At 66.2% G+C, this 15799-nt stretch carries 13 protein-coding genes; 6 read left to right on the forward strand and 7 right to left on the reverse strand.

Features of this window, described 5'->3' with window-relative positions; genetic code table 11:
• Positions 1-3: 3 nt before the first annotated feature.
• Entirely contained in the window at positions 4-738 is a 735-nt protein-coding gene (locus H290_RS0110870; RefSeq protein WP_020106828.1) for a TetR/AcrR family transcriptional regulator, read from the forward strand.
• Here H290_RS0110870 and sigM read toward each other — a convergent pair.
• Positions 733-1323 carry an RNA polymerase sigma factor SigM gene (sigM, locus tag H290_RS0110875; protein WP_020106829.1) on the reverse strand — a complete coding sequence of 197 codons (591 nt, stop codon included), beginning with the start codon at positions 1321-1323 and terminating at the stop codon, positions 733-735. The two genes, H290_RS0110870 and sigM, sit on opposite strands and share 6 nt — an antisense overlap.
• Before the next feature lie 169 nt (positions 1324-1492).
• Here sigM and H290_RS0110880 point away from each other — a divergent pair, with 169 nt between their 5' ends.
• The 3 genes from H290_RS0110880 to H290_RS0110890 all read left to right on the forward strand — a co-directional run bounded on the left by H290_RS0110880 (position 1493) and on the right by H290_RS0110890 (position 4430).
• Positions 1493-2002: a flavin reductase family protein gene (locus tag H290_RS0110880; RefSeq protein WP_036518658.1), complete on the forward strand. Its 510-nt coding sequence runs from the start codon at positions 1493-1495 to the stop codon at positions 2000-2002.
• Complete coding sequence (locus H290_RS0110885) at positions 1999-2766, forward strand: pyrimidine reductase family protein (protein WP_020106831.1); 768 nt, start codon at positions 1999-2001, stop codon at positions 2764-2766. Before H290_RS0110880 ends, H290_RS0110885 begins: the two co-directional genes overlap by 4 nt.
• 167 nt (positions 2767-2933) lie before the next feature.
• Positions 2934-4430: a stealth family protein gene (locus H290_RS0110890; protein WP_051121963.1), complete on the forward strand. Its 1497-nt coding sequence runs from the start codon at positions 2934-2936 to the stop codon at positions 4428-4430.
• On the opposite strand, the gene H290_RS0110895 is transcribed toward H290_RS0110890, so the two are convergent.
• Positions 4427-5335: a phosphodiesterase gene (locus H290_RS0110895; protein ID WP_020106833.1), complete on the reverse strand. Its 909-nt coding sequence runs from the start codon at positions 5333-5335 to the stop codon at positions 4427-4429. The genes H290_RS0110890 and H290_RS0110895 overlap by 4 nt on opposite strands.
• 202 nt (positions 5336-5537) lie before the next feature.
• Here H290_RS0110895 and H290_RS0110900 point away from each other — a divergent pair, with 202 nt between their 5' ends.
• Positions 5538-6002, forward strand: coding sequence for an NUDIX hydrolase (locus H290_RS0110900; RefSeq protein WP_028463044.1), 465 nt, complete (start codon positions 5538-5540; stop codon positions 6000-6002).
• On the opposite strand, the gene H290_RS0110905 is transcribed toward H290_RS0110900, so the two are convergent.
• The 5 genes from H290_RS0110905 to H290_RS0110920 are packed head-to-tail and all read right to left on the reverse strand — an operon-like array spanning position 5993 to position 14174.
• Positions 5993-6625: a DNA-3-methyladenine glycosylase I gene (locus tag H290_RS0110905; protein ID WP_020106836.1), complete on the reverse strand. Its 633-nt coding sequence runs from the start codon at positions 6623-6625 to the stop codon at positions 5993-5995. The two genes, H290_RS0110900 and H290_RS0110905, sit on opposite strands and share 10 nt — an antisense overlap.
• Positions 6626-6634: 9 nt before the next feature.
• On the reverse strand, positions 6635-10303 hold the full coding sequence (murJ, locus tag H290_RS28335; protein WP_020106837.1) for a murein biosynthesis integral membrane protein MurJ: 3669 nt from the start codon (positions 10301-10303) through the stop codon (positions 6635-6637).
• 22 nt (positions 10304-10325) lie between these two features.
• Positions 10326-10565: a hypothetical protein gene (locus H290_RS31635; protein ID WP_231373556.1), complete on the reverse strand. Its 240-nt coding sequence runs from the start codon at positions 10563-10565 to the stop codon at positions 10326-10328.
• Positions 10543-13113: a DUF6049 family protein gene (locus H290_RS28340; protein WP_020106838.1), complete on the reverse strand. Its 2571-nt coding sequence runs from the start codon at positions 13111-13113 to the stop codon at positions 10543-10545. The genes H290_RS31635 and H290_RS28340 overlap by 23 nt, the downstream gene beginning before the upstream one ends.
• Positions 13110-14174 (reverse strand): NUDIX hydrolase, encoded by a 1065-nt coding sequence (locus tag H290_RS0110920; protein ID WP_231373557.1) that lies wholly within the window; start codon positions 14172-14174, stop codon positions 13110-13112. The genes H290_RS28340 and H290_RS0110920 overlap by 4 nt, the downstream gene beginning before the upstream one ends.
• A gap of 190 nt (positions 14175-14364) precedes the next feature.
• Between H290_RS0110920 and H290_RS0110925 the strand changes: the two genes are divergently transcribed.
• Positions 14365-15783 (forward strand): CCA tRNA nucleotidyltransferase, encoded by a 1419-nt coding sequence (locus tag H290_RS0110925; protein WP_020106840.1) that lies wholly within the window; start codon positions 14365-14367, stop codon positions 15781-15783.
• Positions 15784-15799 lie beyond the last annotated feature (16 nt).

Here is a 15799-nt window from a genome sequence, read left to right on the forward strand (position 1 = left end):
CCCATGACCACCGACGATCGACCCATGCCGCGGTATCTGCAGTTGCTGTGGGGTCGTGAGGAGGGCGGCCGTCGGGGGCCCAAACCGACGCTGTCCATCGCCGACATCGGGGCTGCAGCGGTTGCGCTGGCCGACGAGCGCGGCTGGGAGTCGGTGTCGATGAAGGCGGTCGCCGAATCGCTGGGACTCACCACGATGTCGCTGTACCGATACGTCGATTCCCGTGACGAGTTGCAGCAGGTCATGCTCGACGTGGCATACGGTCCGGCCGATCCGCTCTTGACCGCCACCGGAGCCTGGCGCACCCGACTCGATCAGTGGGCGCGCGCGATCGCAGCGGCGCTGGTGGCCAGACCGTGGGTGGTGATGGCGCCCATGCACACCGCGCCGGTCACGCCAAATCTGTTGACCTGGACAGAATCTGGGTTGCAGTGCTTCGAGAATGTGCCGATGACCGGTCAGCAGAAGCTGTCCGCGCTGTTGCTGGTGGACGGATTTGTGCGCAACCATGTTCGGCAATCGGTGCAGTTGGGGGCCGTCACCGAACGTGGTACGACGACCGACGACGGGGCTTACGAAGCATCCATTCTCAAACTTGCTGTTCCCGAGCGCTATCCGCGTCTGATCGACGCAGTTGCGGACACGCCGAACACCAACGGTGACTTCTACAACGAAGAGCTCACCTTCGGCCTCGAGGTGATCTTCGCCGGCCTTCAGGCGCGGATTAATGCCTCATGAGTTGGTTTCTTCTGCGGGTGCGCGCAGATGGCCAAGGCTCACAGCAAGTTTCGCGCGGCCCCGCGCACACCGGCTCTTGATGGTCCCCACCGGTACGCCCAGGAGTGCCGCGGCCTCGGCCACCGAGTAACCCTCGACGTCGACAGCCACGATCGCGGCACGTTGATCCGCCGGCAGGGTGTCGAGGGCTCGTCCGATCGACAGGGTGAGGTCGACGTCACCGTGCTGGTCGCGTGGATCGGCGATCTCGGTGATGTCGAATTCGGGTAGCGGTACGGTCGGGCGCGCCTTGTTGCGCCGGATCCGGTCGAGGCAGGTGTTGACCACGATGCGGTGCATCCACGAGCTGACCTTGGAGTCGGCCCGGAACCGGTCGGCCATGCGATGTGCTTTGAGCAGCGCATCCTGCAGCGCGTCTGCCGCATCCTCGTCGGATTGCGAGGTCCGGCGCGCAACGGCCCACAAATGACCCTGCAGTCGCGTGATCAGTATTCCGAACGCATCCCTGTCCCCCTCCACATGAGCCGCCAGCAATTCTTCGTCAGTCCGCGCGTCATCCCCACAGACCTCCCCCCACTCGGCCATGGATGGAGACTAGTGGAGGCGGTCGCCCGGTGCTATCACAGCCGCGAAATCCGCGCACGCAAAACACCTGCGGTATGTGCCGGTGAGGTTTGCGTTCGTCGTCATGAGGAGACACTGAAAGCGGAATGTGTCCGTGAAACGTTGTGATCGGTGTGACGAAGGACGAATAGTGGTAAATGAACAGGATTCAACTGAACCTGCTTTCGAGCAGTTGGTGGGTCAGTTGGACTATCCGATGTTTGTCGTGACGACGCGTGCGTCGGATCGGCTGTCCGGATGTCTGGTCGGCTTTGCGAGCCAGGCCAGCATCAATCCGTCCCGGTTCTTTGTCGGTTTGTCCAAGAAGAACCACACGTTCGGGGTGGCCCAGGACGCGGAGTATCTCGCCGTACACGTCCTCGCTCGCGAACACGTCGACCTCGCGCGCTTTTTTGGTTCGGAGACCGGTGACGAAATCGACAAGTTCCAGCAATGCCAGTGGCACGAAGGACCGCACGGGTTGCCGATTCTCGATGATGCTGCCGCCTGGTTCGTGGGACGAATAGTCCGCAGGATCGACGCCGGCGACCATCTCGGAGTTCTGATGGAACCATTTGATGGAGCGACAACACCTGCAGCCGCCGAGGAATTGGTGAGTTTCTCTGACGTGAAAGATCTCGAGCCGGGACACGACGCATGAACAACTCAAAGGTGCAGTTGTTGCCGTCGGGCCCCGTGGATATCGCAGCGCTCGCCGCCGACTGGTACGGGGATCCGCCCGTGGGCGTCCGGGCAAACATGGTGACGAGCCTCGACGGGCAGGCGGCGTTTGACGGGCGGGTAGGTCAGATCTCGGGTGCCACCGACCAAGCGCTGCTGAAGGCCTTGAGAATCTTCGCCGACGTGGTGTTGGTCGGGGCCGGCACAGTGCGTGCCGAGAACTACGGGCCGGTGGTGCTCAAAGAGGCATACCAGCGGGTACGCGAGCAGCGTGGGGCGATGACCCCACCCCAGATCGCGGTGGTCACCACTACCGGTGGCCTGCCCGAGACCTCACGACTGAGAGGCGCCACTCCCCGGCCCATCATCATCACAACCACCCGCGCACGTGCCAGGGCCGCGGACTGCGGCGCCGACGTCATCGCGGTCGGCGACGAGACGGTCGACCTCACCGAGGCGGTCGCCGCGTTGAAAGACCGTGGGATGAAACATATTCTGTGTGAGGGCGGTCCGACGCTGCTGGACGCACTGGCCGTTGACGATCTGGTCGACGAGTTGTGTTTGACGGTGGCACCGAAGTTCGCCGGGCTCCAAGAACATGGACAACGCATGCGTCCGGCGAACCCCCTCGCCTCGCCGCGCGGTCTGACACTCGCGCATGCCCTTTCGCACGACGACTTCCTGTTCTTGCGATATGTACGTGAATCGGGCATTCGGTTGCGGCCAGGAGAGGAACTACACTGATGACATCCCGGGTATCTCTCGGCTATGCCGTCCCCGGAAGGAATGTCATCACTTCATCCCCAGCGCCGCACGATATCTACCTCGTTCCGCCCGAGCCGGCGGTGCCGGAGGCGGTCGTGCACCAGTCAGCGGTGTCGACTGCCCGGTTGCGGGAGCGGCCCGATGTCATGGGGTTCGAGGGCCGATACGCGCTCGCGATCTCGTCGACCACCCCGCACGAGGCGATGGTCGAGGATCTGCTGTTCATCCGCGGAGTCCTCGACGTGGCCGGGATCCGGTATCTCCTGGTTCGCGGCAACGACGAACGCCCTGTCATCGCGATCGACTGGACCGACCGCGCCGCCTTGAAGACTGCGCTTTCCGGGGCGTGCGCGAGCGAACCGTTCTACTCGAAAACCGTTGACGCCAAACGGAGTAAGGCCGTCTTCGTAGGGGACGGACTCCTGTCGCAATCACCCAAGGCCAGGATCTTCCGGCTCTATCGGCCACGGGTCGAGCCGATCAGCGGTTTGCATTACGGTGCCTCGACCGCGGTTCAGATCGAACTGTGGTCCTTTACCGACGACGAGATCATCCTGCCGATCGAGAACTCGCTGACGCGCCGGAACATTCGCCCGGAGGAGGCGATTCGCGGCACGGTCGAGCGGTTCGGCCTGACCTGGCCCACGATCGAGAACATGTTTGCCGGACATGCCTCCGACATCAACTTCGACATCGACATCGTCTTCTCCTGGGTCGACGGGTCCTCGGCCGAATTCCAGGCACAGCGCGCGAAGCGTATGCAGAATTATGTTGTCGGAGAAGGGGATGCGTCAGCTGCGCGATTCCGGCAGATCGATGAGTTGAAGTACGCGCTGCGGTCGGTGCACATGTACGCACCCTGGATCCGCCGGATCTTCGTGGCCACCGATTCCCCGCGACCGGCGTGGCTCGCCGACGATGATCGGGTGACCTTTGTTCCGAGCGAGGAATTCTTCGTCGACACATCGGTTTTGCCGACACACAACTCCCAGGCGGTCGAAAGCCAGCTGCACCACATCCCGGGACTGTCCGAACACTTTCTGTATTCGAACGACGACATGTTCTTCGGCCGTCCGGTCGGACCCCAGGCATTCTTCTCGCCCGGTGGCGTCAGCATGTTCATCGAGGCGACCACCCGGATCGGTCTGGGATACAGCAACACCGACCGCAGCGGCTTCGAGAACGCCGCCAGGGTCAATCGCCGGCTGCTGCAGGATCGGTTCGGGCTCATGACAACCCGGCACCTCGAGCATGCGGCGACACCGCTCCGCAAGAGCGTCATGCAGGAGATGGAAGACGAGTTCGCCGATGAGTTCGCGGGGACCGCCGCCAGCGTGTTCCGCGCCAGCGACAACATCTCGGTGACCAACTCGCTGTACCACTACTACGCGCTGATGACCGGTCGCGCGGTGGTTCAGAAGGACGCCAAGGTGAAGTACATCGACACCACCGCCGTCGCCGGACTCAAGGTGATGGAGAAGATGCTGCCGCGGCGAGATGTCGACTTCTTCTGCCTCAACGACGGAAGCACTCCCGAGGTGGATCTCGAGTTGCGCACCCAGACGGTGACCCGGTTCCTCGACCGCTACTTCCCGGTTGTCGCTCCGTGGGAGACGTCGGCGGAACCTGCTCCTCCGGCCTAGTGCCTCACCGGGTTCGACGGCGCCGGTGCGGGGATCGCGACACCGGCCTCGGCCAGGCGCCGAGCCGCCTCTGTCGGTGAAACATATTCGCCGACAGTCGGATACGTGCCGATGGGGACCACCGAGTGCAGCACGGTGGAGTCGTAGACGTGGACGAGGTTGTAGGCCTGTCCCCCGTCGTGTCCGCGCATCGCTCCGGCCGGCATGTTGAGGTCCTGGTTGTAACAGGTGGCGGCTGCGACCGAGACCGGAATTCCGGCGAATGTCCCGGTGGTCGAAAAGTGCAGGTGTCCGGCGATGATGGCCCGGACATCACTGCCCTGCAACACAGCGGCGAGCCGTTTCTGGTCGCGCAACTCGACGACAACGGCGAGGTCGAGAACGCACGGCACCGGTGGATGATGCATCGCCAGAATGGTTCCGTGTTCGGCAGGCGTTTCCAAAAGCTCTGTGAGCCAGTCGAGTTGGGCATCGGTGACTTCACCGTGGTGCGACCCGGGGACAGTCGAATCGAGGGTGATGATGCGCAGTCCACCGACATCGTGCACGCTGTCGACGGTCCCGGTGTCCGGTTCGGCATCGAGCAGTCCCACCCGGAATGCGGCGCGGTCGTCGTGATTGCCCATCGCCCAGATGACCACGGCGCCGAGTTGCTCGGCAACGGGCTCGACCATGCGGCGCAAGGCCGCATATGCGCTCGGGTCACCCTTGTCGGTCAGGTCCCCGGTGAAGACCAGGGCATCGAGGGGGTCCCCGGATCCGCTGAGTTCGGCCAGGATCTGGCGCAGGCGCGCTGCGGCGTCGACACCGCCGTACAGATCACCGCCACCATCGATCAGATGGGTGTCGCTGAGGTGCACCAGAGCGTGCGTGGGCCTGGAATACTCGGCCGCTCGAGCCATCATCGACTGACTCGCTTCCGATCGTCACTGCGCTGCTGCGGTGTTCGGGCGGCTGCCCGGGGCTGATACCGCAGCCAACACACACTAGCCAAGCACACCGGGAATTCCGAACACCGACACCTGTGGGGACATTCGATGAACACCTGCGGACGAACACGGTGACCGCTGGTGGCAATGTGGTGTTCGCAGGGAAGGGATGGTCCGGATGGAATCGGTACGACGTCGTCGCCAGGCAGCGCGCATGATCCTGATCGACGAGAGCGGCCGTACCCTGCTGTTCCGTGGGGTCGATCCGTCGAACGCCACCGGACCGACCTGGTGGTTCACACCCGGCGGTGGTCGCGAAGGCGAGGAGACCGATGAGGAGACCGCCCGCCGCGAGGTGTTCGAGGAAACCGGCCACCTGGTCGAGGTGATGTCCGGACCGGTGCTCCACCGCGAGTTCGACGTCGTGTTCGCCGGCGAACCCATCCACCAGGTGGAGGTCTATTTCGTGGCATTCGTTCCGGTATTCGAGCCGCATTCGGTGGGCTGGACCGAACTCGAGCGGCACACGATCCTCGACCACCGCTGGTGGTCCCCCGCCGACATCGAGGCGAGTACCGAACTGATCTTCCCGACGAATCTCGCCGAGGTGGTCCGCCGCCACGTCGGAGCAGATCAGCGGTAGCCCGGCCCTTCGCCGGACTCCGCCCAGACGCCGGAACTCCCCCGCCGGAACGACACCAGCAGATGGGTGTCGACGATCCCGACAGCTTCCATCAATGCATACATGGTCGTCGGTCCGACAAAACGAAAACCTTTTGCCCGCAATGCCTTCGACATCGCCACCGATTCCGGGGACGTGGTCGGAACCTCGGCCATCGACTGTGGCCGTGGCGTCGAGGACGGTTTGAACGACCACAGGAAGTCGACCAAACCGCCTTCGGCGCGCAGGTTTTGGGTTGCCCGCGCGTTGCCGATGGTCGCTTCGATCTTGCCGCGGTGCCGGATGATCCGGGCGTCGGTGAGCATCTCGGCAATCTCGGCGTCCCCGTAGCCGGCGACCGTGTCGACATCGAAGTCGGCGAAGACCTCCCGGAACGCCGGACGTTTGCGGAGAATCGTCGCCCACGACAGTCCGGCCTGAAACCCTTCGAGCGCAAGACGTTCGAAGTGCGCGTTCTCGCCGGATACCGGCATGCCCCATTCGACGTCGTAGTAGTCGCGCATCAAGCCCGCCGCGGCGGCCCACGCGGGACGGATCAATCCGTCCTCGCAGCGGACCGCACCCACGGGAAGATCGTCGGGCATCGAGGGTTGCTAGCCCGTCATCGACACTTGGCTGACGGCGCCCTGGTAGCGCCCGCTGTCATTGCGCGGCAGGGACGTCAGCCACACCATGACGTACTTCGCCGGCCCGGCACCACTGATCGGGATCCTGGTCGTCTCACCCTGCAGCGTGGCCGAGCCGACCAGTTTGGTGCTCTCGAACGTCGTCTGGACGGAGTCGGCGGTGCGGATCTCGAGCTGCATGCCCGGCGTCGGCGACCGGACGATCACCTCGGTGATCGTCGCAGTCCGGTCAAGCGTGAACATCAGGCCGAGGCCGGGTTTGAGATTGCCGAACTCGGGTCCGCCGCGATACTCGTCGGTCTTCCAGGGCGGGGGCGCCCCGGTGAGCACGTTGTTCAGGTTGGCCCGGCTGTCGGGTTCCTGATCGGAGTAGTCGAGCATCGTCACCGCGGTCAGGCCCACCGGTGCCGCGGGAGCTGCGGGACCGGTCTGGCCCGGCTCTCCGGAGGCGCCTGCGGAGGTGGAGAAGATCGAGTCGATGTCCGGGGTCTCGTCCTGGCCACCGAAGGCGTTGGTCGCCCAGACGACCAACGCGATGACCAGGAACAGGATGAACAGTCCCACTCCGGCCAGGATCGCCATGGTGCGCACCGAGCGCGGCTTCTTGGTGTCGCCGTCATCCCGGCCGCCACCGAGCGTCCTCGGCGTCGCCCGCGGCGATGAACTCACCGGTTTGCCGTCGGTGCCGACCTGCGCGATCAGGTCGGTCTTCTGATCGAGAACCGTTGCCTGGTCGAGTACATGCTGGATGGTGGCCGCGGTGCGGATCCCGCTGTTGCCCTCCAGGGCACGGGCGGCGACCGCAGAGATCTCGAACGGGATGTCGGGGCGATCGATCCGCGGCTCGCGGGGCAGGCCCTGGTTGTCGGGTGCTGCCGGCGGCAGGCCGCCGACCGGTTCGGTGGATTTGCGGCTGGTCGCCAGATCGGTACCGGTCCGCGCGTCCAGTGGCCAGCGGGCCAGCAGCAGTGCGTAGAGAACGGCACCGAGACCACGAACGTCGGACGACTTGTCAGAGTCGGCCAGGGTGCCCGGGAACGCCACGAAGGCATTGCCCTCCTGGCTGATCCGGATGCGCTCGGGATGATCGATGGACAGTGCGCCACCGTTCCGGTGCGCCGACTCGGCGGCGGCCGCCAGGGCGCGAACCGCGCGGGCAGCACCGACCGGCGACGGATTCGACTTCGCGACGTCGGCCAGCGACGAACTCGGGATCCATTCGGCGACAACAATTCCGCCCGACGATCCGCGGACCACGTCCAGGACCCGGGCGATGCCGGGCGAATTGATCCGGCCGAGGCGCAGCGTCCGCGACAACACGGCCTGTGGGCCTTCGTCGCGGGGATCGATCCGGACACCGGGTTCCGGTAGCGGCGCGACCTGCTCGGCGTCGACAAACGTCAGTGCCACATCGCGGTCGAGATTGATGTCGCGGGCCTGCCAGAACTGCAGCCCGCGAGCTCCGCCGTGATTCTGCAGGAGCCGGTACCGGCCACCGGCGACGGCGGCTCCCGGAACCAGCCGGGGACCACGGCGAACCCGCGGACGCGGGGGGGCGGGCGGCGGGGCGGCGGCCGGTGCTTCGGGTGCGGCCGCCGAAGCCGCCGCGGCTGCAGCAAGATTCATCTTCGCGGTCTCGTCGGTACCGGGAGTCCCGGCGGGTGGACGTGGCGGCGTGGGCGCCTCGACCGACTTGTTGTCGGCATCCTGTTTACCCAAAGCACCCACTCCTTTCCTTCGATACCGCAGGTCTTGAGGCTGACGGAAGTTGGTTCCGGCAGCGCCGCCGCTTGTGACCGCATACGCGTGCCAGCTCGATGTACCCCGGTCGAAGCGTCGGATGACTTCGACTTGACCAGAATACGGAACAGATTCCTCGCCGGAGATCCGCGGGAACTGAACCGTCATGGTGGCCGCACCCTCGGTCTCGGGTTCGGGTGCCGGTGCGATGGCGGGAATGAAGCGTCCCAGCAGTCGTCGCACCACGACCACCACGGCCAGCACGTCGGGAACGCGCAGCAGTGTCAGCACGATGTAGATCAGCGAGATGGTGACGATACCGACCAGCGCGAGGTAGGCGACCGACCCGACCTTGCCGTAGTCGGTGGCGAGATGATGCAGGCCGGAGATCTCGGACAGCGCCCACACCAGTGCACTACAACCGACCGAGACCACGATGGTCCAGGACACGGTCCGGCCGACGTTGGTCATTCGGGCGCCACCGAGGCGGCTGCGCAGCAGATAGTGGCCGACCACGGCACCGACCAGATAGCCCAGACCGTTCGACAGCGCGAGCCAGCGGATGACGTAGTCGGGGTCGTCGAACAGCACCGGACCGAGATACGACGCGGCGACCTTGACCGCGGTGATCCCGACAACCATGTACGTAGGGGTCCAGGCGTCCTCGCGGGCGTAGAACACGCGCAACTGCACGAGGGTCATCGCGTACGGGATCATCGTGAACGCGCCCCACGTCAGGACGCTGCCCAACTGCGAGGCGGTCTCGGCGCTGAACTTGCCGAAGTTGAAGATGGCCACACCGATGGCAGGGCCGAAGAACGTCATGAACGCGATCACCGGGACCAGCGAGACCATCGTCAGACGCGTGGCGAGGGACAGGTCGTCGATCACCGCGTGGGTGTCGTCGGCCGCGGCGTTGCGGGACAGTCGCGGCATGATCGCGGTCAGGATGGTCACGCCGAGCACGCCGTACGGCAACTGCAGCAGTTGCCACTGCGTGGCGTAGACGCTGACGCCATCCGCGCTCGCCGCCGAGGCGATGCGGTAGGTGACGATGAGCCCGACCTGCAGCACGGCGACATAGAGAACGATGGCCAGCGCCATGTTGCCGAACTTGCGCAGACGGGCATCGAGACCCCACTGCAACCGCAGTTTCACTCCGCTGTGCCGGATCGCCGGCACCAGGATCAGGGTCTGTGCGACCACACCGAGGGTGGTGCCGACACCGAGGACCAGGAGCTTGGTCTGGCCCATCTCGACCGGGTTGAGCGAGATTTCACCAGGTGTGGAGTAGTACACGATCAGCGTCGCGATCTGCACGATGTTGTTCAGCACCGGCGCCCAGGCACCCGGTTTGAACAGGCCCTTCATGTTCAGGATCGCGATGAACAGCGCGGACAGACCGTAGAACAGGATGGCCGGCAACAGCATGTATGCCAGGGCCGTGGCCAGGTCTTTGTTGACCTTGCCGTCACCGAGATTCAGCGTCGTCAGCAGCGGGGCGGCGACCAGCGCGATGAACGTCGCGATCCCGAGTATCAGGACCGTCAGGGTGAAGATCCGGTTGATGAACCCGGCTCCCCCGTCCGGGTCCTCGCGTTCGGCGCGGACGAGCACCGGGATGACGATTGCGGTCAGTACCGCACCCAGGACAACCTCGGCCACCATGTTCGGCAGCACATAGGCGGCCTGGAACGACGACGCGACCGCCGCGCCGAGCATGGCCAGCACCAGGACGGTGCGGACGAATCCGGTGATGCGTGAGACGAGGGTGGCGAGCGCGATGGAACCACTGGTCCGCATGACGCTGTCGTCGGACGGCTGGCCCGGTGTACCGGCATCTGGTTCGTCGGGTTCGAGTTCGACCGCGATCGAGGTGGGAGCGGAGGGGTTCACCTGCCTGCGTCCGGCTGCCGGATCACCGGCCGGCGGCCGCGGCGGGTACGTGGGTCGTGCCTGCGGTCCGGGTCGTGCCTGCTGCTGCGGTACCGGCCGTCCCTGCGGTGCCGGTCGTACCTGGGGTGCGGGCCGGAACCCTTCGGGGGGCCCGGGCGATGGCCGGGGACCCGGTCTCGGGCCCGGCACCGGACCGGGCGGTGGCCGGCGCCGCGGTGGCGGGGGTGGTGGCTGATCGGTCATCGCTTGGTGTCCCCGTCACGCTGATGACCGCGCTCGGTGTGAGCCCAGGGTCCGATGCCCCCGCTGTGCAGGGCGCGGCTGTCGGCCATCAAACGCTCGTGTTCGTCGGGTTCGGGCCGGTCGAAGTCAGCGGGGTCCGGTTCACCGCGGAATCGGTGCCAGAGCCGTCGGCCGGCAAGGAGTACGAGTAGTACCCCGGCACAGATGGTGATGATGAAAAGCGGTTGTCCATATGCGTTGGAATGTACTGACAGCTCGATCGGGCTGCCCAGGGGGACACCGCTGGATGTGACCAAACCGATCTGAACGGTCATCGACTTGGAGAGGTCGGCACGGGTGGGTATCTGGAGCTGCCGGGTTCCCTGCGCCGGTATCTCGATGACCCCGAGATTGCCGACCGTCATGCCGGTGGGGGCGCTGATGAAGAGCCGGACGCGCATCGCAACCGGGAGGTCGTTGCGGATGACCAGCAGCAACGGGCTCCGCTCCGAGGCCAGGGTGAAGCGGCCTCCGGGATCGAGGATGGAGACACCGTCTCTGATCCCGGCAGTGGTGACCGAGACGGCCGTGGTCCGCATCGAAGCGGATTTCGCGGCGGCCGGCTGGTCCTGTGGTGCGACCGACGCCATCGCGCGAAGCAGATCTTCCCGGAGCGGGGCCATGTAGGCCTGGGGCGTGATCGGGACGTCGGAACGCGCAACCATCGATTCCTGGAGGTCCCAGGTCTGCGTGGTGCTGGTGGTCACCGCGGCGACGGTCTGCAGGGACGGCCCGGTGATCTGGGTGGCCGGTGGCGCGATCAGTGCCGCCCCGGACGGTGCGGACGCGGTGGCGGTGAGATCGGAGCCGATGCTCTCGAGCGGCCGCGGGACGGCCAGATTGGCTGCGAGCAGCTGGGTCACCGTGGACAACACGGCCTTCGCGTCGTCGGCGGTGGCCGACCATGCCGGCGGCGGCATGAGGACCTCGCCACGTCCGATGCGGTTGGCGATCGGGTCGTCGTCCGGGGTCGGTACGGGATTGATGTTGCCCGGCGCCAGGGTGGACGGGGACAGCGCGGAGAACATCATCGCGCCGAGCGCCGTCTGCCGCCGGCCGGCGTCACTGCCCCGCAACCAGCCGTCGCGCTGGTCGGTGGGTGTGACCTGCGCCGACCGCGGGTCGGTCCCCATCGCGGCCAACGCACTGGCCAGCGCGGGATCGAAGGTCTGGACGGCGAGGTCGCTGCCGAGCGGGTATTCGCCGTTGGTGGAGGTCGGTGTCATGGTCGAGACCGCCGACGCGGAGATGATCGTGCCGACAGATCCGGTGCGACGAACCACATCGGCGGCCTTGGCGTCGAGGACACCGGACGTGGCGATGGTCAGTCCACGCACACTTTGGACCTTGAGGATGGTGTCCACGATGTCGGCAGGCGCGGCCAGCGCGGCTTCGGAGAGTCCGGCGTCGTCCACGTGGGCGAGTGCGTCGATGTCCACGTGGGCAAACGGGGTCGCGACCACACACATCGTCGATGCGAGCGTCTGCAGCCGGGTCAGCCACGCATCGGCCACCGCGGATCCGGTGCCCTCGACCGCAGGTCCGGTCGGATTTCTGGGTGTGTCTGTGACCAGGTACGGACCGGTCATCGCCTGCACACTGACCAGCAGGTCGGGATCGACGGCGAGGCAGATGCTCTGGGTCAGTGGTGTGTTGGCCTGTTGTTCCTGGGTCTGTTCCATCGCGGTCAGCAGGGTGTCGAGTCGCCCGCCGGGCTCCAGGGATTGCCGCAATCCGTTGTCCAACAGCCGGACCGTCTCGTCGCCACCGCCGGTCACGCCGGGTGCGAGCGAGGCGGGTGCGGCGATCGGCCACAGCAGGGTCAGGCCCATTGGCGCCGACACGTCCGGTGCGACGGATCCATCGGGTGCCACCGGCATCGCCCGGGGCAGGGCCGCCTGCAGGTCGGCCGAGCTCTGCGTGGCGGCGCGGAGGGCGTCCTCGGGCAGACCCATGACCGGGAGCAGGGTGCGGGCATCGTCGAGTCTGGCGGGATCGCCGTATTCGGGCGTGCCGTTGACGTTGATCAGGATGGGATAGACACCGGGCTTGTCGATATCGAGACCGGGTTTGTCGGAGTTGTCCTGCGACAAGGCGATCCGCAAGGTGAAGGGCACCGATGCCCCTGGGGCAAGCGCTTTGGCCACGTCGACGAAGTCGCCGACGATCTCGAAACTGTTCGGATCGGCCGACAACGAGTCGCCGAGTCCGGCGCTGGTGGTGATCACGTCACCGCGCTGCAGCCGCATGGCGATGTTGCTGACCGGCCGGTCACCGACGTTGTTCAGGTGGCCACGCGCGGTGACGGTGCCGCTGCTGGTGGTCGACACCATCGACGGATCGATCGAATCGAGAGAGATCTGCAGGAACTGATCGGACGTCGAATCGTCGTCGGGTGCCGCGGTCGCGGCCGGGGCCAGCGGTACCGCAACCAGGAGTGCGACGCCCAGGACAATCAGGAGTCGCCGGAGCGCCGGGAACCGCTGCAGGCGGCCGATACCCGGAGCCCGCATCGAACCGCCCTTCACGTGGCTTCTGATGGGCCGGAGTCGCCGGTAGGGCTGTTCGCGGCCGCTCCCCCACTTCTACCTGCCGAACCCTCGCTCCCGCGACCTGAACCGCGCCGGCCGCGACGCCGGCGGCGACGGGCTTTCGGGGTGGGAGCCGGGGGTTCGTTGCGTTTCTGGTTGCGCGCGGCGGCGGCCTTCTCATAGGCGTTGGGTTCGGTGCGGGCACCCAATGCCTCCGATTCGGCCATCCGATCGGGATCTGCGGTGAGTTCGGCGATGACGTCGTCGGCCACGCGTGCCAGACGGCGCTCGTCGGAGTACGTCAGGCGCCGGGGCAGATCGGCAAGCGGCACCCAGGCCACCTCGGCGACCTCGTAGTCGGCGTCGGACAGTTCTCCCCCGGTGAACCGCATCAGATAGTGGTGCACCGTCTTGTGGATGCGTTTGCCCTCGCTGACAAACCAGTAGTCGATCTTGCCCAGGGGCGCGACGACGTTGCCTTTGATGCCGGTTTCCTCGGCGACCTCACGGATGGCGGTCTGCTCGGCGGTCTCACCGGTTTCGATATGACCCTTGGGCAGCGACCACATCATGCGGCCACGACGGTCCACCCGGCCGATCAATGCGGCGCATCGCTCGTCGCCGGGACCATCGAGCCCGGACACCATCAAGCCCCCGGCGGAGGTCTCCCGGACGGTTCGCAACCGCTGCTTCGCGAGATTCGGCGGCACCTTCGCGGGCATCCTCGATTTACCCACGTCGGAGGGCTTGACCTGCGCAGTCCGGCCTTCGGTGGCAGTGGTGCCGGCGACACCACTCGATTCACTGCGGGCGGCGTCGACCGAGTTGTCGGCGGGCCGTGACGGCTTGCGTCGACGGCCGCGACGCGCGCGACGCGAGGATGCTCCGGTGGGCGATTTGTCGGGTGCCGGGGCGTCGTTCGACGCCGGCGACTCGGACACCGCAGCGGATGGCCTGGGATCGGTGGTCTGACCTGCGCCGCCCCCGCGGCGATTGCCGCGCCGACGCCGAGGACGCCGGGTGACGTCCCTACTCGGCTCTGTGGGTTCGGCTGACACCCAATAGATGCTAGTCGTCGGTAACCGGCTGTTTCCGCCAGCGTGGCCGATCAGGCACCGAACGCACACCCTGTGGTGGCCCATGAAGTCCTGGACCTGCCGTGCTGGGCTAGTCTGGCCACCCGTGACAACTCCCCCGTCTGCCGCTGATTCCCCTGCCGCCGATTCCGCGGGCGCAGGCGAACGACGCATGCGCCTGTTGGCCGCGGCCGCGGTCTCGCTGCGGGAGCACTCTGATGTCCTCAATCCGCTCGGCGCGAAGTTTGCCGCCGCCGGGTTCGGGCTCTACCTGGTCGGTGGCTCGGTCCGGGATGCCGTGCTCGGCCGACTGACCAACGATCTCGATTTCACCACCGATGCCCGTCCGCAGGACGTCCAGGAACTGCTGCGCGGCTGGGCCGAGGCGATCTGGGACACCGGCATCGACTTCGGCACGATCAGTGCGGTCAAGTCGGGGCAGCAGATCGAGATCACGACGTTCCGGGCCGACAGTTACGACCGGGTCGGACGGAACCCCGAGGTCCGGTTCGGGGAGTCGCTCGAAGACGATCTGATCCGCCGCGACTTCTCCATGAACGCGATGGCCGTCAAGATCGGCGCGGACGGCAGCCAGGAGTTCATCGATCCGCTCGGCGGGCTCGAGTCACTGCTCGCCGGGGTGATCGACACCCCGGCCGCCCCCGAGGACTCCTTCAACGACGATCCCCTGCGCATGCTGCGGGGTGTCCGGTTCGTCTCGCAGCTGGGCTTCTCACTCAGTCCGCGGGTTTTCGAGGCCACCGTGGCGATGGCAGAGCAGATCGACCGGATCACCGTCGAACGCGTCGCCGTCGAACTCGACAAACTCATCCTCGGTGAGCACGCGGTCGACGGCATCGACATGCTGTGTGAAACGGGGCTGGCGCAGCGGGTGATCCCGGAGATCCCGGCGATGAAACTCGCGATCGACGAGCATCATCAGCACAAAGACGTCTACACCCACTCGTTGACGGTGCTGAAGCAGGCGATGGACCTCGAGGACGGTGACCCCGACCTGGTGTTGCGCTGGGCGGCGATCCTTCACGACATCGGCAAGCCCGACACCCGCCGGCACGAAGACAACGGTGGCGTCAGCTTCCACCACCACGAGGTGGTCGGGGCGAAGATGGTCCGCAAACGGCTGCGCGCATTGAAGTATCCGAAGGCGGTCATCGAAGACATCGCGAATCTGGTGTTCCTGCATCTGCGATTCCACGGCTACGGCGACAACCAGTGGACCGATTCCGCCGTCCGCAGGTACGTCAACGATGCCGGTGACCTACTCCCCCGCCTCCACAGACTGGTCCGCGCCGACTGCACCACCCGCAACAAGCGCCGGGCCCGCCGGCTACAGCAGAACTACGACAACCTCGAAGAGCGGATCGCGCGGATCGCGCAGGACGAGGATCTGGCCCGCGTCCGCCCCGCCATCGACGGCAACGCCATCATGGAATTGCTGGGACTCCCGCCGGGACCCCAGGTCGGTCAGGCCTGGCGCTACCTCAAGGAACTCCGGCTCGATCGAGGCCCGATGTCCCATGAGGAAGCCGAGGCGGCATTGCGCGAGTGGTGGGCCGAGCAGCAGGGCTGACGGCTACTCCCCCACC

This window comes from Nocardia sp. 348MFTsu5.1, from assembly GCF_000383535.1.
GTDB classification, from domain to species: Bacteria; Actinomycetota; Actinomycetes; order Mycobacteriales; family Mycobacteriaceae; genus Williamsia; species Williamsia faeni.

Coding starts and splice junctions, on each gene's coding strand:
- H290_RS0110870 (WP_020106828.1), top strand. CDS start 4: ATGACCACCGACGATCGACCCATGCCGCGGTATCTGCAGTTGCTGTGG.
- sigM (WP_020106829.1), bottom strand. CDS start 1,323: ATGGCCGAGTGGGGGGAGGTCTGTGGGGATGACGCGCGGACTGACGAA.
- H290_RS0110885 (WP_020106831.1), top strand. CDS start 1,999: ATGAACAACTCAAAGGTGCAGTTGTTGCCGTCGGGCCCCGTGGATATC.
- H290_RS0110890 (WP_051121963.1), top strand. CDS start 2,934: ATGGGGTTCGAGGGCCGATACGCGCTCGCGATCTCGTCGACCACCCCG.
- H290_RS0110895 (WP_020106833.1), bottom strand. CDS start 5,335: ATGATGGCTCGAGCGGCCGAGTATTCCAGGCCCACGCACGCTCTGGTG.
- H290_RS0110900 (WP_028463044.1), top strand. CDS start 5,538: ATGGAATCGGTACGACGTCGTCGCCAGGCAGCGCGCATGATCCTGATC.
- H290_RS0110905 (WP_020106836.1), bottom strand. CDS start 6,625: ATGCCCGACGATCTTCCCGTGGGTGCGGTCCGCTGCGAGGACGGATTG.
- H290_RS0110925 (WP_020106840.1), top strand. CDS start 14,365: ATGCGCCTGTTGGCCGCGGCCGCGGTCTCGCTGCGGGAGCACTCTGAT.